At 60.0% G+C, this 18,311-nt stretch carries 11 protein-coding genes; 8 read left to right on the top strand and 3 right to left on the bottom strand.

Annotated elements, in window-relative coordinates; translation table 11 throughout:
• Nucleotides 1-15: 15 nt before the first annotated feature.
• From tssE to tssB, 3 genes are read right to left on the bottom strand one after another with little or no spacing between them, the layout of a single operon-like run.
• Nucleotides 16-438, bottom strand: a complete 423-nt coding sequence (gene tssE, locus J8I33_RS13380; protein WP_209936691.1) for a type VI secretion system baseplate subunit TssE — start codon at nt 436-438, stop codon at nt 16-18.
• A gap of 14 nt (nt 439-452) precedes the next feature.
• Nucleotides 453-1,928, bottom strand: coding sequence for a type VI secretion system contractile sheath large subunit (gene tssC, locus J8I33_RS13375; RefSeq protein ID WP_209936689.1), 1,476 nt, complete (start codon nt 1,926-1,928; stop codon nt 453-455).
• 48 nt (nt 1,929-1,976) lie between these two features.
• Nucleotides 1,977-2,483 (bottom strand): type VI secretion system contractile sheath small subunit, encoded by a 507-nt coding sequence (tssB, locus tag J8I33_RS13370; protein ID WP_209936687.1) that lies wholly within the window; start codon nt 2,481-2,483, stop codon nt 1,977-1,979.
• Nucleotides 2,484-2,937: 454 nt separating this feature from the next.
• Here tssB and tssH point away from each other — a divergent pair, with 454 nt between their 5' ends.
• The 8 genes from tssH to J8I33_RS13330 all read left to right on the top strand — a co-directional run bounded on the left by tssH (nt 2,938) and on the right by J8I33_RS13330 (nt 18,296).
• Nucleotides 2,938-5,526, top strand: a complete 2,589-nt coding sequence (gene tssH, locus J8I33_RS13365; RefSeq protein ID WP_209936684.1) for a type VI secretion system ATPase TssH — start codon at nt 2,938-2,940, stop codon at nt 5,524-5,526.
• Nucleotides 5,523-7,106 (top strand): sigma-54 dependent transcriptional regulator, encoded by a 1,584-nt coding sequence (locus tag J8I33_RS13360; protein WP_209936682.1) that lies wholly within the window; start codon nt 5,523-5,525, stop codon nt 7,104-7,106. Before tssH ends, J8I33_RS13360 begins: the two co-directional genes overlap by 4 nt.
• Nucleotides 7,103-7,825 (top strand): type VI secretion system-associated protein VasI, encoded by a 723-nt coding sequence (gene vasI / locus J8I33_RS13355; RefSeq protein ID WP_209936680.1) that lies wholly within the window; start codon nt 7,103-7,105, stop codon nt 7,823-7,825. Before J8I33_RS13360 ends, vasI begins: the two co-directional genes overlap by 4 nt.
• Nucleotides 7,822-9,240: a type VI secretion system protein TssA gene (gene tssA / locus J8I33_RS13350; RefSeq protein ID WP_209936678.1), complete on the top strand. Its 1,419-nt coding sequence runs from the start codon at nt 7,822-7,824 to the stop codon at nt 9,238-9,240. Before vasI ends, tssA begins: the two co-directional genes overlap by 4 nt.
• A 45-nt stretch (nt 9,241-9,285) precedes the next feature.
• Nucleotides 9,286-12,978, top strand: a complete 3,693-nt coding sequence (gene tssM, locus J8I33_RS13345) for a type VI secretion system membrane subunit TssM (RefSeq protein WP_209936676.1) — start codon at nt 9,286-9,288, stop codon at nt 12,976-12,978.
• 148 nt (nt 12,979-13,126) lie between these two features.
• Nucleotides 13,127-14,647 carry a hypothetical protein gene (locus J8I33_RS13340; RefSeq protein WP_209936674.1) on the top strand — a complete coding sequence of 507 codons (1,521 nt, stop codon included), beginning with the start codon at nt 13,127-13,129 and terminating at the stop codon, nt 14,645-14,647.
• Nucleotides 14,648-15,875: 1,228 nt separating this feature from the next.
• On the top strand, nt 15,876-17,024 hold the full coding sequence (locus J8I33_RS13335) for a cupin domain-containing protein (RefSeq protein WP_209936673.1): 1,149 nt from the start codon (nt 15,876-15,878) through the stop codon (nt 17,022-17,024).
• A gap of 123 nt (nt 17,025-17,147) precedes the next feature.
• Nucleotides 17,148-18,296 carry a hypothetical protein gene (locus J8I33_RS13330; RefSeq protein ID WP_209936668.1) on the top strand — a complete coding sequence of 383 codons (1,149 nt, stop codon included), beginning with the start codon at nt 17,148-17,150 and terminating at the stop codon, nt 18,294-18,296.
• Nucleotides 18,297-18,311: the final 15 nt, after the last annotated feature.

Genomic DNA, 18,311 nt, shown 5'->3' with positions numbered 1-18,311 from the left:
TCCCCTGAGCTATGCCTATGTGGTTACGGTCGTTTGACCCTGGCGCGAAACGGTGAGGTCGATTTCGAGCATTTCTTCGATGTTGTTGAGCGACGCCACGCACTGGAGCCGGAACTGCAACTGGAGGTCGTCGCTTGCGATCGGCAGCACTTCGACCGCCTTGACCCGAGGCTCGAAAGCCTCGACGGTCGCCCGGATGTCTTCGCAAATTCGAGATCGCAGGTCGGTGCTGTTCGAGGTCGCGTCATTGAATTCCTGGAGCCCCAGGCCGGGGCTGCTCTGCGAGCTGCCCCGGCGCGCGTTGAGGAGCCAGGAGAGGTGCCGCTTGATGGCCTGAATGCGCTCGGCAGCCAGATCCCGCCGCGACCGTGTACGTCGCGGCGGGACAGCGGGATCGAGTCGCTCGAACAAGCTGCCTTGCCCTGGCGTTCTTGGCATCCCGTAGGCTCCTCTCAGTCCTTGTCCAGCCGGCCGACCAGGGACAATTCAAAGTTGGCGCCCATGTACTTGAAGTGCGGACGCACGGCGAGCGAGACCTGGTACCAGCCCGGATCGCCATCCACGTCCTGCACGACCACACGAGCGGCACGCAGCGGCCGCCGGCTACGTACGTCGGACGAGGGGTTTTCCTGGTCGGCGATGTACTGCTTGAGCCAGTTGTTGAGTTCGCGCTCGAGGTCCGAGCGTTCCTTCCAGCTGCCGATCTGCTCGCGCTGCAGGACCTTCAGGTAGTGCGCCAGGCGGTTGACGATGAACATGTACGGCAGTTGCGTGCCGAGCTTGTAATTGGTCTGCGCGGCCTGACCCTCTTCGGTCTTGGGGAAGAGCTTGGGCTTCTGCACCGAGTTGGCGGAGAAGAAGGCCGCGTTGTCGCTGTCCTTGCGCATCGTCAGCGGGATGAAGCCGGCTTCGGACAGCTCGAACTCGCGGCGGTCGGACACCAGGACTTCGGTCGGAATCTTGGCCTGCAGCTGGCCGAGGGATTCGTAGAGGTGGACCGGCAGGTCGTCGACGGCACCGCCGGAGAGCGGGCCGATGATGTTCGGGCACCAGCGGTATTTGGCAAAGCTGTCGGTAATGCGGTTGGCGAGCAGGAACGAGGTATTGCCCCACAGGTAGTTCTTGTGGTCGCCGTCGATGCCTTCGCGGTAGACGAACGTGCGGGTGGGGTTATCGAGCGGGTCGTAGGGCTGGCGCAGCAGAAAGCGCGGCATCGTCAAGCCGAGGTAGCGGGAGTCTTCGGACTCGCGCAGGCTGCGCCATTTGGCGAAGCGCGGGCCTTCGAAGATGTCGCTGATTTCCTTCAGGTTGGGCAGTTCCTGGAAGTTCTCGACGTTGAGAAACTCCGGGCCGGCCGCGCCGAGGAACGGCGCATGTGCCATGGCGCCGATGGCTGCGACGTAACCGAGCAACTTGATGTCGGGAGCCGAGGGGCCGAAGGTGTAGCTGCTGACGATGCAGCCCACCGGCTCGCCGCCGAACTGGCCGTAGCCCGCAGTGTAGACATGCTTGTACAGGCCGCTTCGGGTGATGTCGCCCGCGCTTTCGAGATCCTCGAGCAGTTCGGGCTTGGTGACGTGCATCATGCCGAACTTGATGTTCTGGCGGGTGTCGGTGTTGTCGACCAGGTTCTTGAGTTCACGCCATCGCGCTTCCAGGTTCTGGAATTCCTCGCAATGGAGAATCTCGTCAACCTGAGCAGTCAGTTGCGCATCGATCCGCCCGATCATCTGATCGACCAGTATCTTGTTGATGGGCGCATTGTGATCGTCCGACTTGAGCACTTCAGCGATGAAGGCCAGCACGCCGCGCTCGGCGACGGCATATCCCTCTTGCGTGGGTTCGATGCGGGTCTGCGCCATGATCTGCTCCAGCAGACCTTGCGAGTGAGCCGCTTCAACCTTGGCGACAGCGCTTTCTCTCTTCATGTTCTTGTCCTTGAAACCAGTGGTGTGAGGTGATGCGCGACGCGGCCGTCAGGTAGCCTGGCCGCCCAGTGCCTGGCTCAGCTCCTTGGTGAGCTTGTCGCGCGCAGCTTCGTCCCCCAGCAGGGCTTGGAGTTGTTTGCGAAAGGCCGGGATGTTGCCCATCGGCCCCTTGACCGCGACAAGCGCCTCGCGCAGCTCCAGCAACTTGCGCAATTCGGGTACTTGCTGGGCCACGGCATCGGGACCGAAGTCCTTGATGTGCTTGAAATCCAGCTCGACGCTCAGGGTGTCGTCGGGCTTGGCGTCGCCCAGCCGCATGGGGACGGTGGTTTTCAGCGCCACGCCGGCTTCGCTAAGCACGTCGTTGAAGTTGTCTTTGTTGACATTCACCACCGGCCGGTCTTCCAGCGCGGTTTCCTCTTCGTGGCCTTTGAAGTCGCCAATAACCAGCAACTTCAGCGGCAACTCGATTTCCGCCTTCTGATCGCCCGTTGCCGGTACATAGGTGATATTGATGCGTTCCTTGGGGGCAACAGTTCCCTCTCTCTTCGCCATAACGACTCCTAGTAAAGGCGTTGGTTGGTACAAGTGCGACTGAATTACGAATTGAGACACCCCGGAAATGGGGGGGACACCATACGAAACCGCCTCACATTCTGATGAGACAAGTCCTAATCGAGTGCGCTTGGCGGTCTTCGGCGGACTTCGGTGGAATGCGGCGGATAAATTGCGTTGCGACCAAACGGCGAGTTAACACCTTCGAAAAATTCCTGTCGATAATACTTGTACGAAGCAGGAAGAATTATTTGGCAGATGAGTTCGATTTTCTCTTTTGGATATTCAATCAAGAAAAAATAACGACTTTTCTATTTACTAATTCTTCATATCGTGTTTCCTTATCGGGCTTGTCGATTTAGCGGCCTCGTAAGCAGTCCTTTTTGTGTCGCGTACAACCAAAGCGCACTGACCACCTCATTTTTTACTTGCATCCATTAACGGATTGCCCCTCATGATCCGAATCGAACTTGCAGCAGTGTTTGAGCGCTTGAACTCCCTGACCCGGCAAGCCGTGGAGGAGGCCGCCAGTCTGTGCATCAGCCAACACGGCGCCGAGGTGACGGTTCCGCATGTGTTGTTCAAGCTGATTGATCAACCGCTGGGCGACGTTCGCCTGCTGCTTCGCCAGGCCGGGCTGGAGCTCGACGCGGTACGGCAGGCGTTGTCGGCCGGGTTCCCGAGCCAGGAGACGGCTGGCGGCCAGTACCCGTCGTTTTCCCCGCTGCTCGTCGAGTTGCTGCAGGAGGCATGGCTGCTCGGTTCGCTCGAGTGGGGGCAAGAGAAGATCCGTGGTGGCAGCCTGCTGCTGGCCGCGTTGCTCAACGTCGGGCGTTATCTGCCCTTGCCGGCGATCCGCTTGTTCGAAGGCGTGAACCGCGAAGCGTGGCGCAAGGACTTTCCTGCGCTGCTGGCGCAGTCCGCCGAGACGCCTCAAGCCACAGCCAGCGGCGCCCCGCAGCTGGCTTTGGGCACCACTGATTCGGCGCTGGGGCGGTACGGCCATGATTTCACGGCCCAGGCGCGGGCCGGAAAACTGGACCCGGTGTTGTGCCGGGATGGCGAGATCGACCTGATGATCGACATCCTCTCGCGCCGTCGCAAGAACAACCCGATCGTGGTGGGCGATGCCGGTGTGGGCAAGAGCGCGGTGATCGAGGGGCTGGCGCTGCGCATCGTTGCCGGGCATGTCCCTGAACCGTTGCGCCCGGTTGCGCTTTGGGGTCTCGACCTGGGCGCCCTGCAGGCCGGTGCGTCGGTCAAGGGCGAATTCGAGAAGCGCCTGAAAGCAGTCATCGACGAGGTCAAGGGTTCGGCCACGCCGATCATTTTGTTCATCGACGAGGCGCACACGCTGATCGGTGCCGGCAATGCGGCCGGCGGCAGCGATGGCGCGAACCTGCTGAAGCCGGCGCTGGCGCGCGGTGAGTTGCGCACTATCGCCGCGACGACCTGGTCTGAATACAAGAAGTACTTCGAGAAGGATGCGGCGCTCAGCCGGCGCTTCCAGCTGGTGAAGCTCGACGAGCCGTCTCCCGAGACAGCGGTTCACATCCTGCGGGGGCTTCGCGAGACCTACGAGCGCGCCCATGGTGTCTACATCAGCGACGAGGCCTTGCATGCCGCGGCAACGCTTTCGGCACGCTACCTCTCGGGCCGGCAACTGCCCGATAAGGCTGTCGATGTACTGGACACCGCTTGCGCCCGCGTGGCGACGGCGCTTGCCGAGCCGCCACGCCGGCTGCGTGCCCTGGAGCATGAGTTGTCGCAGATCGACGCCGAGTCGGCGCTGCTGCAGCGCGACGTGCGCGCCGGTCTATGCCATGACGACGGGCGGCGCCAGGGTGCTCTGGACCGCGCTCGCCGGGAGGTGCAGGGGCGCATTGGCGATCTGATGGATTCCTGGGCCGTCCAGAAGCCATTGGTCGACGAGATACAGGCACTGCGCGGGCCGTTGAGCGACGTGGACGCAAACCAGGAGGGTGCGCCTCGGTCTGTGTTGGCCGAGAAAGTCGCAAGGCTCGCATCGCTGCAACGTGAGGGCGCGCTGTTGCGTTCGGAGGTGGGGCGCGAGCAGATCGCACAGGTTATCGCCGACTGGACCGGCATTCCGGCGACGACCATCGACAGCGACCAGATGGCGCGCCTGGCGTCGCTGCCGGAGGTGTTGCGTGAGCGGGTCAAGGGGCAGGACATCGCCATCGAGCGCATTCACAAGCACCTGTTGACCGCCGTGGCTGATCTTCGGCGGCCCGGCACGCCGATGGGGGCATTCCTGCTGGTTGGCCCGAGCGGCGTCGGCAAGACGGAGACGGCCTTGGCTTTGGCCGATTCGCTGTTCGGTGGCAAGCAGTTCCTGACCACGATCAACATGTCCGAGTTTCAGGAGAAGCATACGGTGTCGCGCCTGCTCGGATCGCCACCGGGCTACGTTGGCTACGGTGAGGGTGGCGTGCTGACCGAAGCGATTCGCAAGCAGCCCTACTCGGTGGTGCTGCTCGACGAGGTCGAGAAGGCCCACCCTGACGTGCTGAACCTCTTCTACCAGGCGTTCGACAAGGGTGAACTCGCCGATGGCGAGGGCCGCGTGATCGACTGCAAGAGCGTGCTGTTCTTCCTGACCTCCAACCTCGGCTTCGACCAGCAGGATGCAAGCCTGGCAGATCAGGATGAGACCGCGCTTCGCGACCGCCTCACGCAGTTCTTCAAGCCGGCGCTCCTGGCGCGGATGCAGGTGGTGCCGTATCGCTACCTGGACGAGGCCGTGCTCGGCGAGATTGTGGAGAGCCGCCTGCAGCGGCTGCAGCGTCAGTTCGCCCAGCGCTACGATGCGGCCCTGACGTTGGCGACAAGCGCCCGTGACGAGCTCAGGGCGCGGTGCATGCGCCATCAGAACGGGGCGCGCATGCTCGATGCGAGCCTGGACGGCGAGTTGCTGCCGCCGTTGTCGCTGTCCGTGCTGCGGCGGCTTGCCGAAGGCGTAGCGTTCCGCCGCGCCGAGCTGTCGTGGAATGGCAGCGCCTTCGAAGCCGTGCTGGAATGACCCACGCCGTGCATCTGGACCCGCTCGCGGTTGCTGGGCTTGCGCGGGATCTGACGTGGGCAACGACCCCGGCGGAACTGGCGATGCCACTGCTGAAGACGATCGTTGAGTCCTGCGGGCTGAGTCAGGGGGTGTGCTATTGCCTGAACAGTACCGGCGACCAACTGCAGCCCTTGGCGAGCTTTCCGAAGATCGCGTCTGGATTCCCCGATCAGGCAATGAGCGAGCTGGACAACCCGCTGGTCTATGGTCTGGTCGGCTGCCAGCCCTGCACGGTAGAGCGTATCGACGCGCTGGTGAATGTCGGGACGACGTTCGAGAGTCTGCGCGAGCACTTGCCGATGCAACAGGGTGCTCTGGTCTTGCCTCTGCGCGATACGAATCGACGTGCGTTCGCGGTACTGGCCTTGTTCGGCGAGGCCGGCACTTTGCGCGAGCTTCGCCATGCCCCTCTCTGGCAGACGCTGATGCAGATTCACGAGCACTTGTTTGCCAGGCTGAACAAGCATCTTGGCGATGAAATCCAAGCCCGGCATGCCCGGGCTGACCAGGCGCATGCGAACGCACGTTCGCGCGAACGCGCGGCTCGGTTGCTGGCCACCGAGTTCGTTGGCACCAGCGCCGCCGCGCGCCAGTTGCGCGACGACATGCTGGGCATGCTGGATTCGGCGCTGGCGATCCTGATCACCGGTGAGACCGGGGCGGGCAAGGACCATGCCGCATGGCTCATCCATCAGGCAAGCAGCCGCGGCGGCAGGTTCGTACCGGTGAACTGCGCGGCGATCCCCAAGGAACTGATCGAGGCCGAGCTGTTCGGCAGCGAGCGCGGCGCCTTCACCGGGGCCAGCCAGGCGCGCAAAGGCCTGGTGGCGGAGGCCGACGGCGGCACGCTGTTTCTGGACGAGATCGGCGACATGCCTCTCGAATTGCAGGGACGACTGCTGCGGGTGCTCAACGAGAAGAAGTACCGCCCGGTGGGCGCCAACCAGGAGCGCCGCTCGGACTTTCGGTTGATCTGCGCTACCCACCAGCCGTTGCCGCAGCGCATCGCCGAGGGACGTTTCAGAGAGGATCTGTACTTTCGCATCCGCCAGCAGACCTTGCATGTCCCTGCATTGCGCGAGCGCCCGGAGGATATCGCCGTTCTGGCCGAGCACACGTTGCTGCAATACAACCGCGAGTGCCAGGTGCACATCCCGGGGTTCAGCGCTAGCGCGCTGAGCCTGCTTCAGGCGCATTCCTTTCCGGGCAACGTGCGTGAACTGCGCAGTCTGGTGCTGGTCGCCGCCGAACGCACGAAGGCCGGCCAATCAATCACGCCTGAAGCGCTGCGAGGTCTCCAGCCGGATCGGAAGCGCAACGAAATGGCTGCGGAGCTTCAGCACCCCCTGCATGACCTCTGGCACACCGAAGATCTGCCTGAAGCCTTGGCGGCGTTCGAGAGCCGCTTGATCGACGAGCGCCTGCGGCTGGCGAACGGTTCGCGCACGCTCGCGGCCCGGAGCCTGGGCATTCCCAAACGCACATTGGCCCGTAAATGCCTGAAATGGAATCTGGACAGGGAGGATTCAACAACATGAGATCAATCAGCCTGGCACTGGCGCTCGCGGTGCTCGCGGCCGGTTGCGATGCCGGCAAGCAGGCAGATGCCAACCGTGCACCCGCCGCCGCCAGCGCCACGGGGAAAGCATGCACCGGCATCGTTTCGGCGGTGGAGCGCCTGGCCTGCTACGATGCCGCGGCCGGGGGCCCACCCGCGCAGACGATGCAGCCGCCGCCAATGGCCGCTGCGGGATCGTCGAATAGAGGCAAGGCGTCGGTGAAGCCGCCGGAGATCGTCGGCCTGGTAAGCCTTAACGAGGCTGCCCGCGTAGCGGGAGAAACCGGGTTCCGCCTGTCACACAAAGGAGAAGCGCTCCCCGGGCGCTGGAGCGTGGTGATTTCCGCGCCAGCCATGGGCGGTTCAGCGGAGGCACCGATACTGGCCATCAGTTGCCTTTCCAACATCTCCCGCCTGCAACTGCTGGCGAGCCGTCCCGTCGACCCTAATCGGATGAATATCCGCCTGCTGCTGGACGGCAAGCCCATTTCGCGGCCGCTTCCATGGCAGGTGCTGGAAGACGGCACCGTGGTGGATGCGGGGCGCGGCCTGGTCGCCATCGAGCAGCTGCGCCATCTGGTCGGCGCCGGTGGCCGCCTGCAGGTGGAGAGCGACTATCCGCCGTTCTCCGACTTGGTGTTCGATGCGACGAATCTGCATGCGCTGATGAAGCAACAGCGTGAGGCATGTCATTGGTGAGCAGCTCGATTCCACTTGATATCGATGCGCTGCTCGCGCCACTGGATGGCAAGCAACCGGCGGGCATCTACGACGAGGAAGAGGAGACCTTCCAGGCAATCGAGCACGAGATGGTCAAGCTCGGTGGCCTGCACGCGTCGACGATCGACTGGGCCTATGTCGACGAGGCCTCCCGGCAATATCTCTGCAGCCAGAGCAAACACTTCCGGATAGCTGGGCATTTGATCGTGGCACGTCTGCGCTGCCGTACCTGGGGCGGGTGGGCGGATGCCGCTGCGCTTCTGGCCGGCATGATCGAGCGGTTCTGGGAGAGCGGCTATCCCAAGCCCGGGGCGACCGGGCTGCCCGCCAAGCGGAAACTGGTCACCTTGCAACTGGACCGTCTGGTGGATGCGCTCTCGGGATTGGATCCGGCCAGCTTCGCACAGCAGTGGCGGGACACCGGCCTGCAAGCCTTGGATAGCCTGCAGGCCAATGCCGGCATGGCCAGGCTGGACGAGCCGACGCTCACTCGATTGGTGGGGCAGTTCAGACGCCGTGTGGAGGAAATGCGCTCGCCCGATCAAGGCCGGGAATCGGCGCCGATCGCCTTCAAGACGGAGCGAGCGGCGATCAGTGAAGAGTTCTTCGGCACGGCGGCCGGGAGTCATGGCAATGAGCGCGAAAACCGACGCTCGCTCCTGACCATGGCGGAGATCATCAACCGCCAGGATGCGTACGATCCCACCGGCTATCTGCTGCGCCGCTTCGCCTTGTGGGCGCACTTGAATTCGGCGCCGTCCGCAAGCAAGGGCAGCCGAACCGAATTGATGGCCGTGCCTGTCGATATCGTGGAAGGCTATCAGGAGGCCCTTGCCTCCAATGCGCTCACTCCCGTCTTGTTGCAGCGCGTGGAAAAGAGCGTGACGTCGTCGCCGTACTGGATACGGGGGAGTTTTCTGTCCGCCACGATCGCCGAGCGGCTGGAGATGCCGCAGGTGGCGGAGGCTATCCGGCTTCGAACAGAGCACTTTCTATTGCGTTTGCCGGCGTTGCTCGACCTGCAGTTCGGCGATGGCAGGCCATTCGTCGATAGCGACGTGCAGGAATGGGTGAGCGGCGCCGGCTGCCCCGGTTCTGCGCCGAGCATGGTCACCAATGACTTTTCTGTGCTGCGCGACGAACTGGCGGCGCGACTGGATGCCGGAGTCGAGCCCTTCCTGCAACTGCTGGAGCAGATGCAGGCGCAGGCGCCTTCTTCCATGCGCGAGCGCTGCCACACCATGACGATCGCGGCTGATCTGCTGCACGCTCGCGGGCACTCCTGGCTGGCAACGAATCTTTACGCCGCTGCCCACCAGATTATCGATAGGGCCGAGCTCGCGCTGTGGGAGCCGGAACTCTACAACCATCTCGCCAAGCAGACGGCTTCGTAGCGCGCTGCTGCATCAGGACGCAGGAAACAAGAAAGGAGCATCACTATGTGGAAGGTATGGTCCAATTTCCAACGCTACGCCCGCCCCGTGCGGAGGTGGGCAAAGCAAGGAACGCCGCTGTTACTGCTGCTCGGACTCGTGTTCCTGTTGGCCGCCATCTGGTGGCTGGGCCCGCAGTGGACGATCGCCGGGCGTAAGCCGTTGGCTGGCCTCGCGATGAGGGTATTGGCTACGGTCGTGCTGTTGACACTGCCGCTGCTCGTGTGGGCACTGTCATTGCGAACGCGAAACCGCCGTCTGGAGGCCGAGCGCACGGAGGAGGTCCGGCGACAGGAGGATCCTTGCTTGCGCTTCGTGCAGGCCCAGGAACGCGCGCTGGATCGGAGTTTGGCGATCTTGCAGGGCAGCCTCCAGGGGCGCAACAAGCTGTATCAGCTACCTTGGTATCTGGTGCTGGGCCAGGAGAAATCAGGCAAGACCAGCTTCCTCAATCGTTCCAGCCAGAACTTCACCCTGACGGGTGAGGTGAAGGCGGGCAGCCGAGGGCTTCACGACGATCCCGATCTGGTGTACGCCATCGACTGGTGGATGGGTGATCAAGCTGTGCTGATTGACCCGCCTGGCGAGCTGATCAGCCATGTCCGCGAGGACGGCACTGCGCACGAGGGTGAGCAAGCCGATGCGGGCAGCGTGGCCAAAGCCGGGAAGGTAACCGCCGCCTTCGCGGCTTCCGGGCAAGCGCTTCCCGAGAATCTGCACACCCGCCTCTGGGACAGCCTGATCGGCTGGCTGGGGCGCAATCGCAGCCGCCGCCCGCTCAATGGCGTGGTGCTCATGGTCGACGTAGTTACCCTGCTGAACCAGCAGCCGAGCGACCGCAAGGCGCTGGCCATTCTTCTGCGTACTCGGCTGATAGAGCTCAGCCAGCAACTGGGAACGCGCCCGCCACTCTATGTGGTGCTCAGCAAGTTCGATTTGATGGACGGGTTCGAAGCCATGTTCGCGCGGATGCAGCGTTCCATGCGCGAAGACATCTTCGGCTTCACCTTTACATTGGACTCGGTGCAGGACTATGACGCCTGGCTTGCCGAGCTGGCGGAGCGGTACGACGGATTTATTGCCCGACTCAACGACCAGATTTTCGATTCGCTCAGCGAGCCGGTCGAATTGCGGCAGCGCGAGGCCTTGTATTCGTTGGTCCGCCAGCTTTCCGGCATGCGGCCGGTACTGCTCGGCTTCCTGGCGGATGTCCTTGCCAGCGACCGCTATTCGACGCCGGCGTTGCCGCGTGGCGTGTATTTCTCGTCGGTGCACCAGCAAGGGCTACTGAACAATGCGTTCATCAACTCGGCATCGAACGTGTATGGCGTGGGGGAGTTGACTTCTTCGGCACACCCCAGCGGCCGGTCCTCGGTCTACTTCGCCCAGCAGTTGTTCCAGCGCGTGATCTATCCGGAATCCGGCCTGGCTGGCGACAACCTCAAAGTCATGGCGGATAAGCGGCGCACATTGGCGCTCAGCTTCGGTGTTGCGTCGCTGGGTTGCGTGGTCATTATCGGCACCTGGTCCCACTACTACGGCATCAACCGGGACAAGGCCGCGATGGTGCTGGAGCGCAGCCGAGCCTACAGCACGCATGCCATCGATCGGCAGACCGATCCGACCGGCCGCAACCTCCTGCAGCCGCTGGACCAGATTCGCAGCGCCGTGGCAGTGTACGAAGAGTATCGCCACGCATGGCCCGTACTTGCCGATTTCGGCTTGTACCAGGGACGCAAGATCGGTCCCAAGGTCGATGAGGCCTATCTCGCACTGTTGTCCCAGCGTTTCCTGCCGGCGCTTGCAGGTGGTGTGATGGCAAGGATGATTGCTCCCGATACTCCGGACGATACCAAGCTGGCCGCACTGCGGGTGTATCGGATGATCGAGGATCGTACCAACCGCAGGCCGCCCATCGTCGAAGATTGGATGGGCAAGCAGTGGCAGGCTGCCTTCCCGGGGCAGGACGGCGTTCAGCGCGCATTGATGAACCATCTCGACTACGCCATGCGCTTTGCGGACACCAGTCTTCCCCAGTTCAAGAGCGAACTGTCGGCGGTGCAGCGCGACCTGCGGCTGGTGCCGATGCCGCAACGCGTCTACATGACGATGCGCCACCAGGCCGGCGAGGCGCTGCGCACGCCGCTTGATCTGCGCAACGAGATTGGCCCGGCCTTCGACATCGTCTACCAGCCGGGCGCGGCGAGCGCAGCGGACAACACGCGTGCCGGTGCCGGCGCACGTATCGACGCACTGTTGACGGCCAAGGGGTACACGAACTACTTCGCACCACACAGCAAGGATCTCACCGAGCTGGCGATGATCGATCAGTGGGCGCTCGGGGAGCGTAGCAATATCGATTACTCGGAAGCCGACAAGCAGGCGCTGGCCGACCGGATCCGCGCCATCTACAGCCGCGACTACATCGACACCTGGCAGCGCGGCATCAATCAACTGGAAGTGCGAGACTTTGCCGATCTTACCCAGGCTGTCGGCGTGCTTGGCGCCGTCACCAGCCCTGCCGCGCCGCTACGGCGCCTGGTAGAGACGGTGCGGGATAACAGCGGGTTCGGCGGCGAACAGCGCGGCGCATCTGCCGCGGATGGCATCGTAGCGGGAGAAGCGAAGGAAGGCGTCGCCAAGAAGCAGCTTCCGACGTCCATCGCCGATATCACGCATGCCTTCGCACCGCTGACCCAGTTGCTGATAGCCAAGGGGGACAAGCCGGCCTACCTGGACGAGACGATGCTGGCGATCGGGGCAGTCTATGAGACGGTCAAACGCGTTCAAGACAGTCCAAACCAGGGCAAGGCGGCGTTGACTGTCGTACTCGACCGCTTCGCCATGAAGGGAGCCGATCCCTTCGGCAATCTGCAAAGGGTGGCCGCCGGCCTGCCAGAGCCGCTCAATCATCAGGTATCCAAACTGGCGAGCGAGGCCGCGCAGGTGGTGCTGATCGAAGCCCTGGGTGAGGTGGAGCGCCGTTGGGATACCGATATCTATCGCTTCTACAACGAGCGCCTGGCGCAGCGCTATCCCTTCAATCCCGCCAGCAAGCAGGACGCGTCGCTGGATGATTTCACGGCGTTCTTCGGCCCCCAAGGAAAACTGCAGCAGTTCCGGGAGCAATATTTGAAGCCGTTCGTTGACGACAATCTCGAGGTGCTTTATTCGGAACGTCGCGGTGGCTATCTGATCAAGACCGACGTGTTGACCCAGCTGGAGGCGGTGGATCGAATCAGGGATGCGTTCTTCAATGCTCGCGGGGCGCTCGGCGTGCAGTTCGTTGTCGAGCCGCTGGGGCTGACGCCCACACGGCGCAGCAGTTCGCTCAGCATCGAAGGGCAACTGATCACTTACAGCCACGGCCCCACCTTGAGCACGAGCCTTATCTGGCCGAACACGCTGGCCGAGAGCAACGAAAGCCGCCTGACCCTCATCAACGGCGCCGGTAACAGCAGCAGCCTCACTTTCCGAGGTTCGTGGTCGATGTTCCGCTTGCTCAGTCAGGCCCGGCTCAATGGCGCCACCGCAAGCAGTGTGGACCTGAGCTTCCTTGCCAGCGATGGTGGCATGCGCTACCGGGTCACTGCGGAGAAGGCCAACAATCCGTTCACGCAGCCGCTGTTCAAGGGGTTCGTGTTGCCGCGCACGCTGCTGTCGGCGCGGCCCGAGCATGACACAGTGGCGGCACAGTAGCCGCAGTATCACGTTACTCGACGTGTCGCGTCGGTAGATCGGCAGACCGCCGGCTACCGGCGCGCGTCGGCCACAACGACACCGTTGGTCAGTGCATCAGCATCGTGAACGTGAACCAAATACCCGAAACATTTTTGCAGGAGCTGGTATGAACGCTGCTGGCCAACGCATCGATGTCAACGATGGCGCAACGCGCGATACCGGCGATCTGATTTGCATCGCGCTGGAGGCCAGCTTGGCCTTCAGGGGGCGATGGATTCGATGCAGAGGCATCGTGCCAGGCGCTACGGTGGATGTGACGAGCGGCGAGTTCGTTCCGCGTGATCTGGGGGAGAAGCTGCAGGCCATCGACGATATCTGGACGCTGTTGCGTCCCAAGATGGTGGCGTGGCTCTCCGGGCGGAAGGTTTCTCCGCGGTATCGCGCCGATCTGTCCTACGGCATCCGGTTCGAGTTCTACTGGGGTGGCAAGGTGCTGCCGCAGCCTGCCTTCTTCGAGGTCTGTGTCCATTACGAGGCATCGTTCACGGCGAGCTATGCGCAGACCCGCCGGCAACGCCCTCTGTTGGTAGCCCCACCCAACGGCAACCGGCTTGAGCGGCAACGGCTGGTCCAGCTTCGCCGGCTGCTGATCGCCGCGATGGACAAGAGCCGACTAGGTCTCGGCCGGAGCTACGAGCGGCTGCCTATCCCGGTGAGGTTCCGTGTGTCAGGGGCCCTGGCTGCGTGGAAGGCATTGCGCGATACGCTCGATCCCCCGTCGCTGGGCGATCCGCTCACGGCGGCCTTGACCGACGCCCCGATCATCCAAGCGATGGACCGCGTGCGCGCGCTGGTCCGCACCATTCTGCCGGGCGGCCTTAAGGGGCTGTCGTTCGACAGCATGGACGACGATGCCAGGCAAAGCGCTGTCTGGCAGGCTTTCGAGTTGCGTGGAGGTATGTTCTACGAGCCCAGCATTGCCTTGCATCGCCTGCTCGACACAGCCAGCATTGCCGATGACGTGCCTCTGGGCATGATGGAGCTGCCGGCCGACACGCTCTGCATTCTCCCGAAGGGCGGTGACAGGAGCCGCGGGTCGGGTAGTGGTGAGCTGATCGCGATCTTTCGTAGTGAGAAGACCATTGATTTCCTGGCTTGGTCTCCCCGTATGGATGTCGACGGCGGTGAGAGGCTTGAGTTCCGCGCGATCTCGTTCGGCCGCGATGCGCCGGACATGACCATTCGTGAAGCCTTGGACCGCGTGTTTTCCAAGCCATCGGCGGACGGTATACCCCCGCGGAACGAGGACCGTGAGACCCAAACGCAATGGCGCGGCACCCTGGATTATGTGATCAAGATGCTGCTGTACCTTAACGCCCGTCAGGCCGAGGTAACACTTGACCGCGCCTATACCGATGCGGCGCGGGACTTCAGCGGCCTCGGTAAACGCCGGCGTGCCGAGCGGTTGGAGGAGATCGAGCAACTGTACGACCGCTTTATCGTGGGGCCGGCGTTGCTGGATGAGGAACTGGCCGACCAGCTACCGGCTGCCAGTAAGCAAGGCGAGGTTTCATCGCATTGGCGCGCCCCATATTTCAAAATGCAGCATTACGGGCCCCGGGCTTCTCTGCGCAAGCTGGTGTTCGTCGGACCTGTCATCGTCAGGGCCGATCGCCTGGGCGTGTAGCGTGGGGCAGGGTTCGATGGAGCAACACTGCACAGAACTTCGCTGTCCTGCGACGAATCGCGCTGAACCTGCTACGCGAGGAGCGCACGACAAAAGTCGGATTGAAAAACCGGCGCATGTTGGTATGTGCCAATGACCGCTATCTGGCGAAGCTCGTCGGATGGTCGCCAACCGCTCACTCCGCGAACGTAAACTCCTCGTAACATTTCATGCGATTGCCCTGATTTAACATTTAATTTTGATTGATTTTCGAACTCGTCCTATTCTATTTGACCCCTTTAATGGGTATTTTACTTGGTAAGCGTTTAACGGGGAAGATGCAGGTGAACTCTAGCTCGTGCTGCTGGAATGCAACTGCTATCAGTTCGCCATGAAATTCTGCTTGAATCGTGTTTGGCGTTCTTCCGGAATACACCGGAATTCCGGTTTTCCCTTGGTCGGTTGATGTTTGAAATAATTGAAAAAATTTTCAGAAACACGAATTCAATAAGATATTCTAGTGGATCTAAATGCGTCGGCGTAACGTTCGTGCGATGAAATGGAGCGCCGTCTATATTGTTGCGTAATGAAATTGAAATATTGTAGTATATCGTTCGACGGCTTAATGGTATATCTATCACAACTACTCAGTCGCTCGATCTGATGGCGTAGATCAAGATGTGATGGTGTGATCTCGCAACCGAGGTAGATAGCATTTTTTCGCGGGGAGGATCTGCTGCCTTTGGTAGATCTTCATTTTTTTATAAAACGAAGGGGAAGTAAAATGTCAAGCAATGGCCTGCAATTTCATTCGGAACTAAAAATCGAGCCTGCAACTAGCCGGCTCAACCTCGAGCGATTGAGCGGCGGTCGCGCAAGCTATGGGGATCTGATGGATGCATTTGCTCGTGAGCTGACGTCCGACGAGATCCTTCTCATTTCGGGCGCGGCGAAGTCTGGTGGCTCTTACAGCGGGGTCGCGTACGCTTAAATTAGGCTGGTCTGATAATAGGCTAATTCTGCTGCCAGATTAAATTCTGGCGGCAGGCGTCGAGTATCGGGCGAGAGAGATAATAAAGAGTCGCGGTAGATTTCGCAACTCGAACATCGCATGTGTGGATCCTTAAATCGATTTAAAAGGGGCTCGGCCACTTGTCGAGGAAAAAGGGGCGCGAGAGCTTCTGCGTCGACGGCTTTTGATTGGTCGTCACTGCTGAGAACCCATAAATCTGCCATCGGTTTCGTGAGAATGATAATTAATTTTAAGATTGGTGCGGAAGAGTTTAAGCGAAAATATCAGGAGAGGCGGCCCATTATAATCAAAGGGGCGATTGATGTATCGAGCGTTCGATGGGAGGATGTCAATGACATCATTTCGAGATGCAATCCTCATTCGGAAAATTTCCGCGTTTCGTTTCCAAGCGGAAATGTTGATAAAGAGCGGTATGTGCACACGTACTTTCATATCGGGGACGTTCGGCGAGAACTGAACAAGCCTGCGCTCTATGATTTTCTGCGTCAGGGTGGGACGTTGGTCGCCAATCACATCTACGATGAGCCAAAGTTCAATGATTATGCGAAAGAAATTGCACAGTTTACGGGGCGCCAGACTGTAACTTCAGCATATGTCGCCTTTGGAAAGACGGACTCCTACCGCGAGCACTGGGATTCCAGGGATGTTTTTGCAGTGCAATTGAAAGGTAGAAAGCGATGGGTAGTATATGCGCCCTCATTTGAGGCGCCGCTCTACATGCATCAAAGTAAATTTCTGGAAGATAAGTTTCCATGCCCGGAAGAGCCATATTTGGACTTTGTTCTTGAGGAGGGCGATGTATTCTATATTCCCCGCGGTTGGTGGCATAACGTCACCCCTCTTGGGGAGCCAACGGTTCACTTGGCCATCGGCACCTTCCCGGCATTCGCAGTTGACTACGCAAAATGGGTGTTTCGGCAGCTGCCGGAGTGCATCTACGCGCGGATGGCGCTTGAGAACTATGCTCAGGACAAGGGAACCATTCGTTCGCTTAGCGACGTTATCTTCGAGCGCCTGAACGATCCCGCTTGCTACCAGGAATTCATGGAGGCTCATGTTGCGGATCAGGTCCTCGAAACAAGACTGAATCTCGAAAAGCTGGGCGACGCCAGTATCGGCGCCTTGGCGCGCGACGCACGGATACGTCTCAATGTGTTGAGAAGCGATCTTTCGAAAGATTATTTTGTCACAAGCAATGGGAAAATCTGGTTTCAGAGTGAATTGCAGCTCTTGAAAGATTTCCTTGTTGAGAATAGGGAAGTAACGATTTCTCAAATTGAGAATGAATTTCCAAATCATGCTGGCACCGAGCTTTCTGAGGTTCTCTATTCGCTGGCGACAAATGGAGCGATAGAGATTATTTGAAACACAGGGCGTAATATCCAATCGGGTTGTTTGGTGTGTTGAAGGCTGGCATGGAAATTCGGTGCGCAACCAATGATTGGCAAGATAACCAAAGGACAGTTGTAGTATATAGATAACGCAAAGATGGCAATCGATCTACCTTACCCCTTCGGGCTTGATTTCATGAAGCGAAATAAGGCGTTCATGATTTTCTGCCCGCCAGATTGCCTGGACGTAGACGGTCGTCCGGTTTTGGAAGGTCGATCGGTGTTGTACAAACTCGATAGCTCGGCCTACCAAGCGTGTCACTATTCAGACTCAAGAGCGAATACCGAGAAGCCGATCAATGTGGAATCGCTACGAGCATTGGTGCAGCATCAAAATGAGGTCGCCGCATTTATACGAGAGATCGCCTGGCATTTGCGCAGCCGAAATATCGTGAGCAATACCATGTGCGATCTTGGTGACTTATATACACTCGCTTATGTTTGTTACAAGTCGCCGGGGTTTTATTTTGTCAATAAGATCCTTGGTGGGTGCGTCGAAGTGCCCGCGGTCTGTTCCATTGCTTCGCGCTTCTTTCATGGTCTTGTAAATCTACTCGCCGTCATTGCCCTTGAGCATCACGGGGAACTTTCGCGGGTTAATTTGACTCCCGACGAGATATATTGTTTTGCCGATAAAAGTGGGTATCTGATTGGGAGAAAAGAGGCCTGCGCCGCATCCAGGGCGACGATAATTAAATACATCACGATGGCTCAGCAGGCCCTCTTTTTTGAGGGTAATGGACCCGGGCCAGTAGATGTCTCATTGCCCAGCAATATGGCGGAAATATTGATTCAGTCAGCTCAGGTTGCAGCGAGCTTTGAGTTCTATAGTTTGATCTACGAGACCGTTCGCTGTTGTTTCTGGCGGCAGAACAATCGGCTTGATTCGTCTCGTGCGGAGCTCAAGGAACCACTTCCGAGGTTCGCTACTACGCATTGCTTGGTCGCAAAAAAACTGTCTTTGAATGAGCAGCCTTTCGCACACATTCTTTTCAAACGAGTCCACAACCTTTCAAGGTCTCTATTGATTGATGTTGAGCCGGCGGAGCGATTGATCGATTTGGCAAGCGAGTGCATTAATGCAAGCATGAAACAAGATGGGCGGAGAGAGCGAATCAGGGCACAGCTCAAGTCTAAAATATTGAAAATTATGATGGGACATCAGATATTCTGTGCCGAAAATATTGCAGGAGAGGGTTATCTTTCGGTTGATTTGGATGTCTTCTTCGGCCGGTGGCCGGAGTAGATAATTGACGATCGG

This window comes from Burkholderia sp. AcTa6-5 (genome assembly GCF_017815075.1).
Taxonomy (GTDB): domain Bacteria; phylum Pseudomonadota; class Gammaproteobacteria; order Burkholderiales; family Burkholderiaceae; genus Burkholderia; species Burkholderia sola.
Note: the sequence above shows the minus strand (reverse complement) of the source record. Positions and strands in the feature narration are given on the sequence as shown.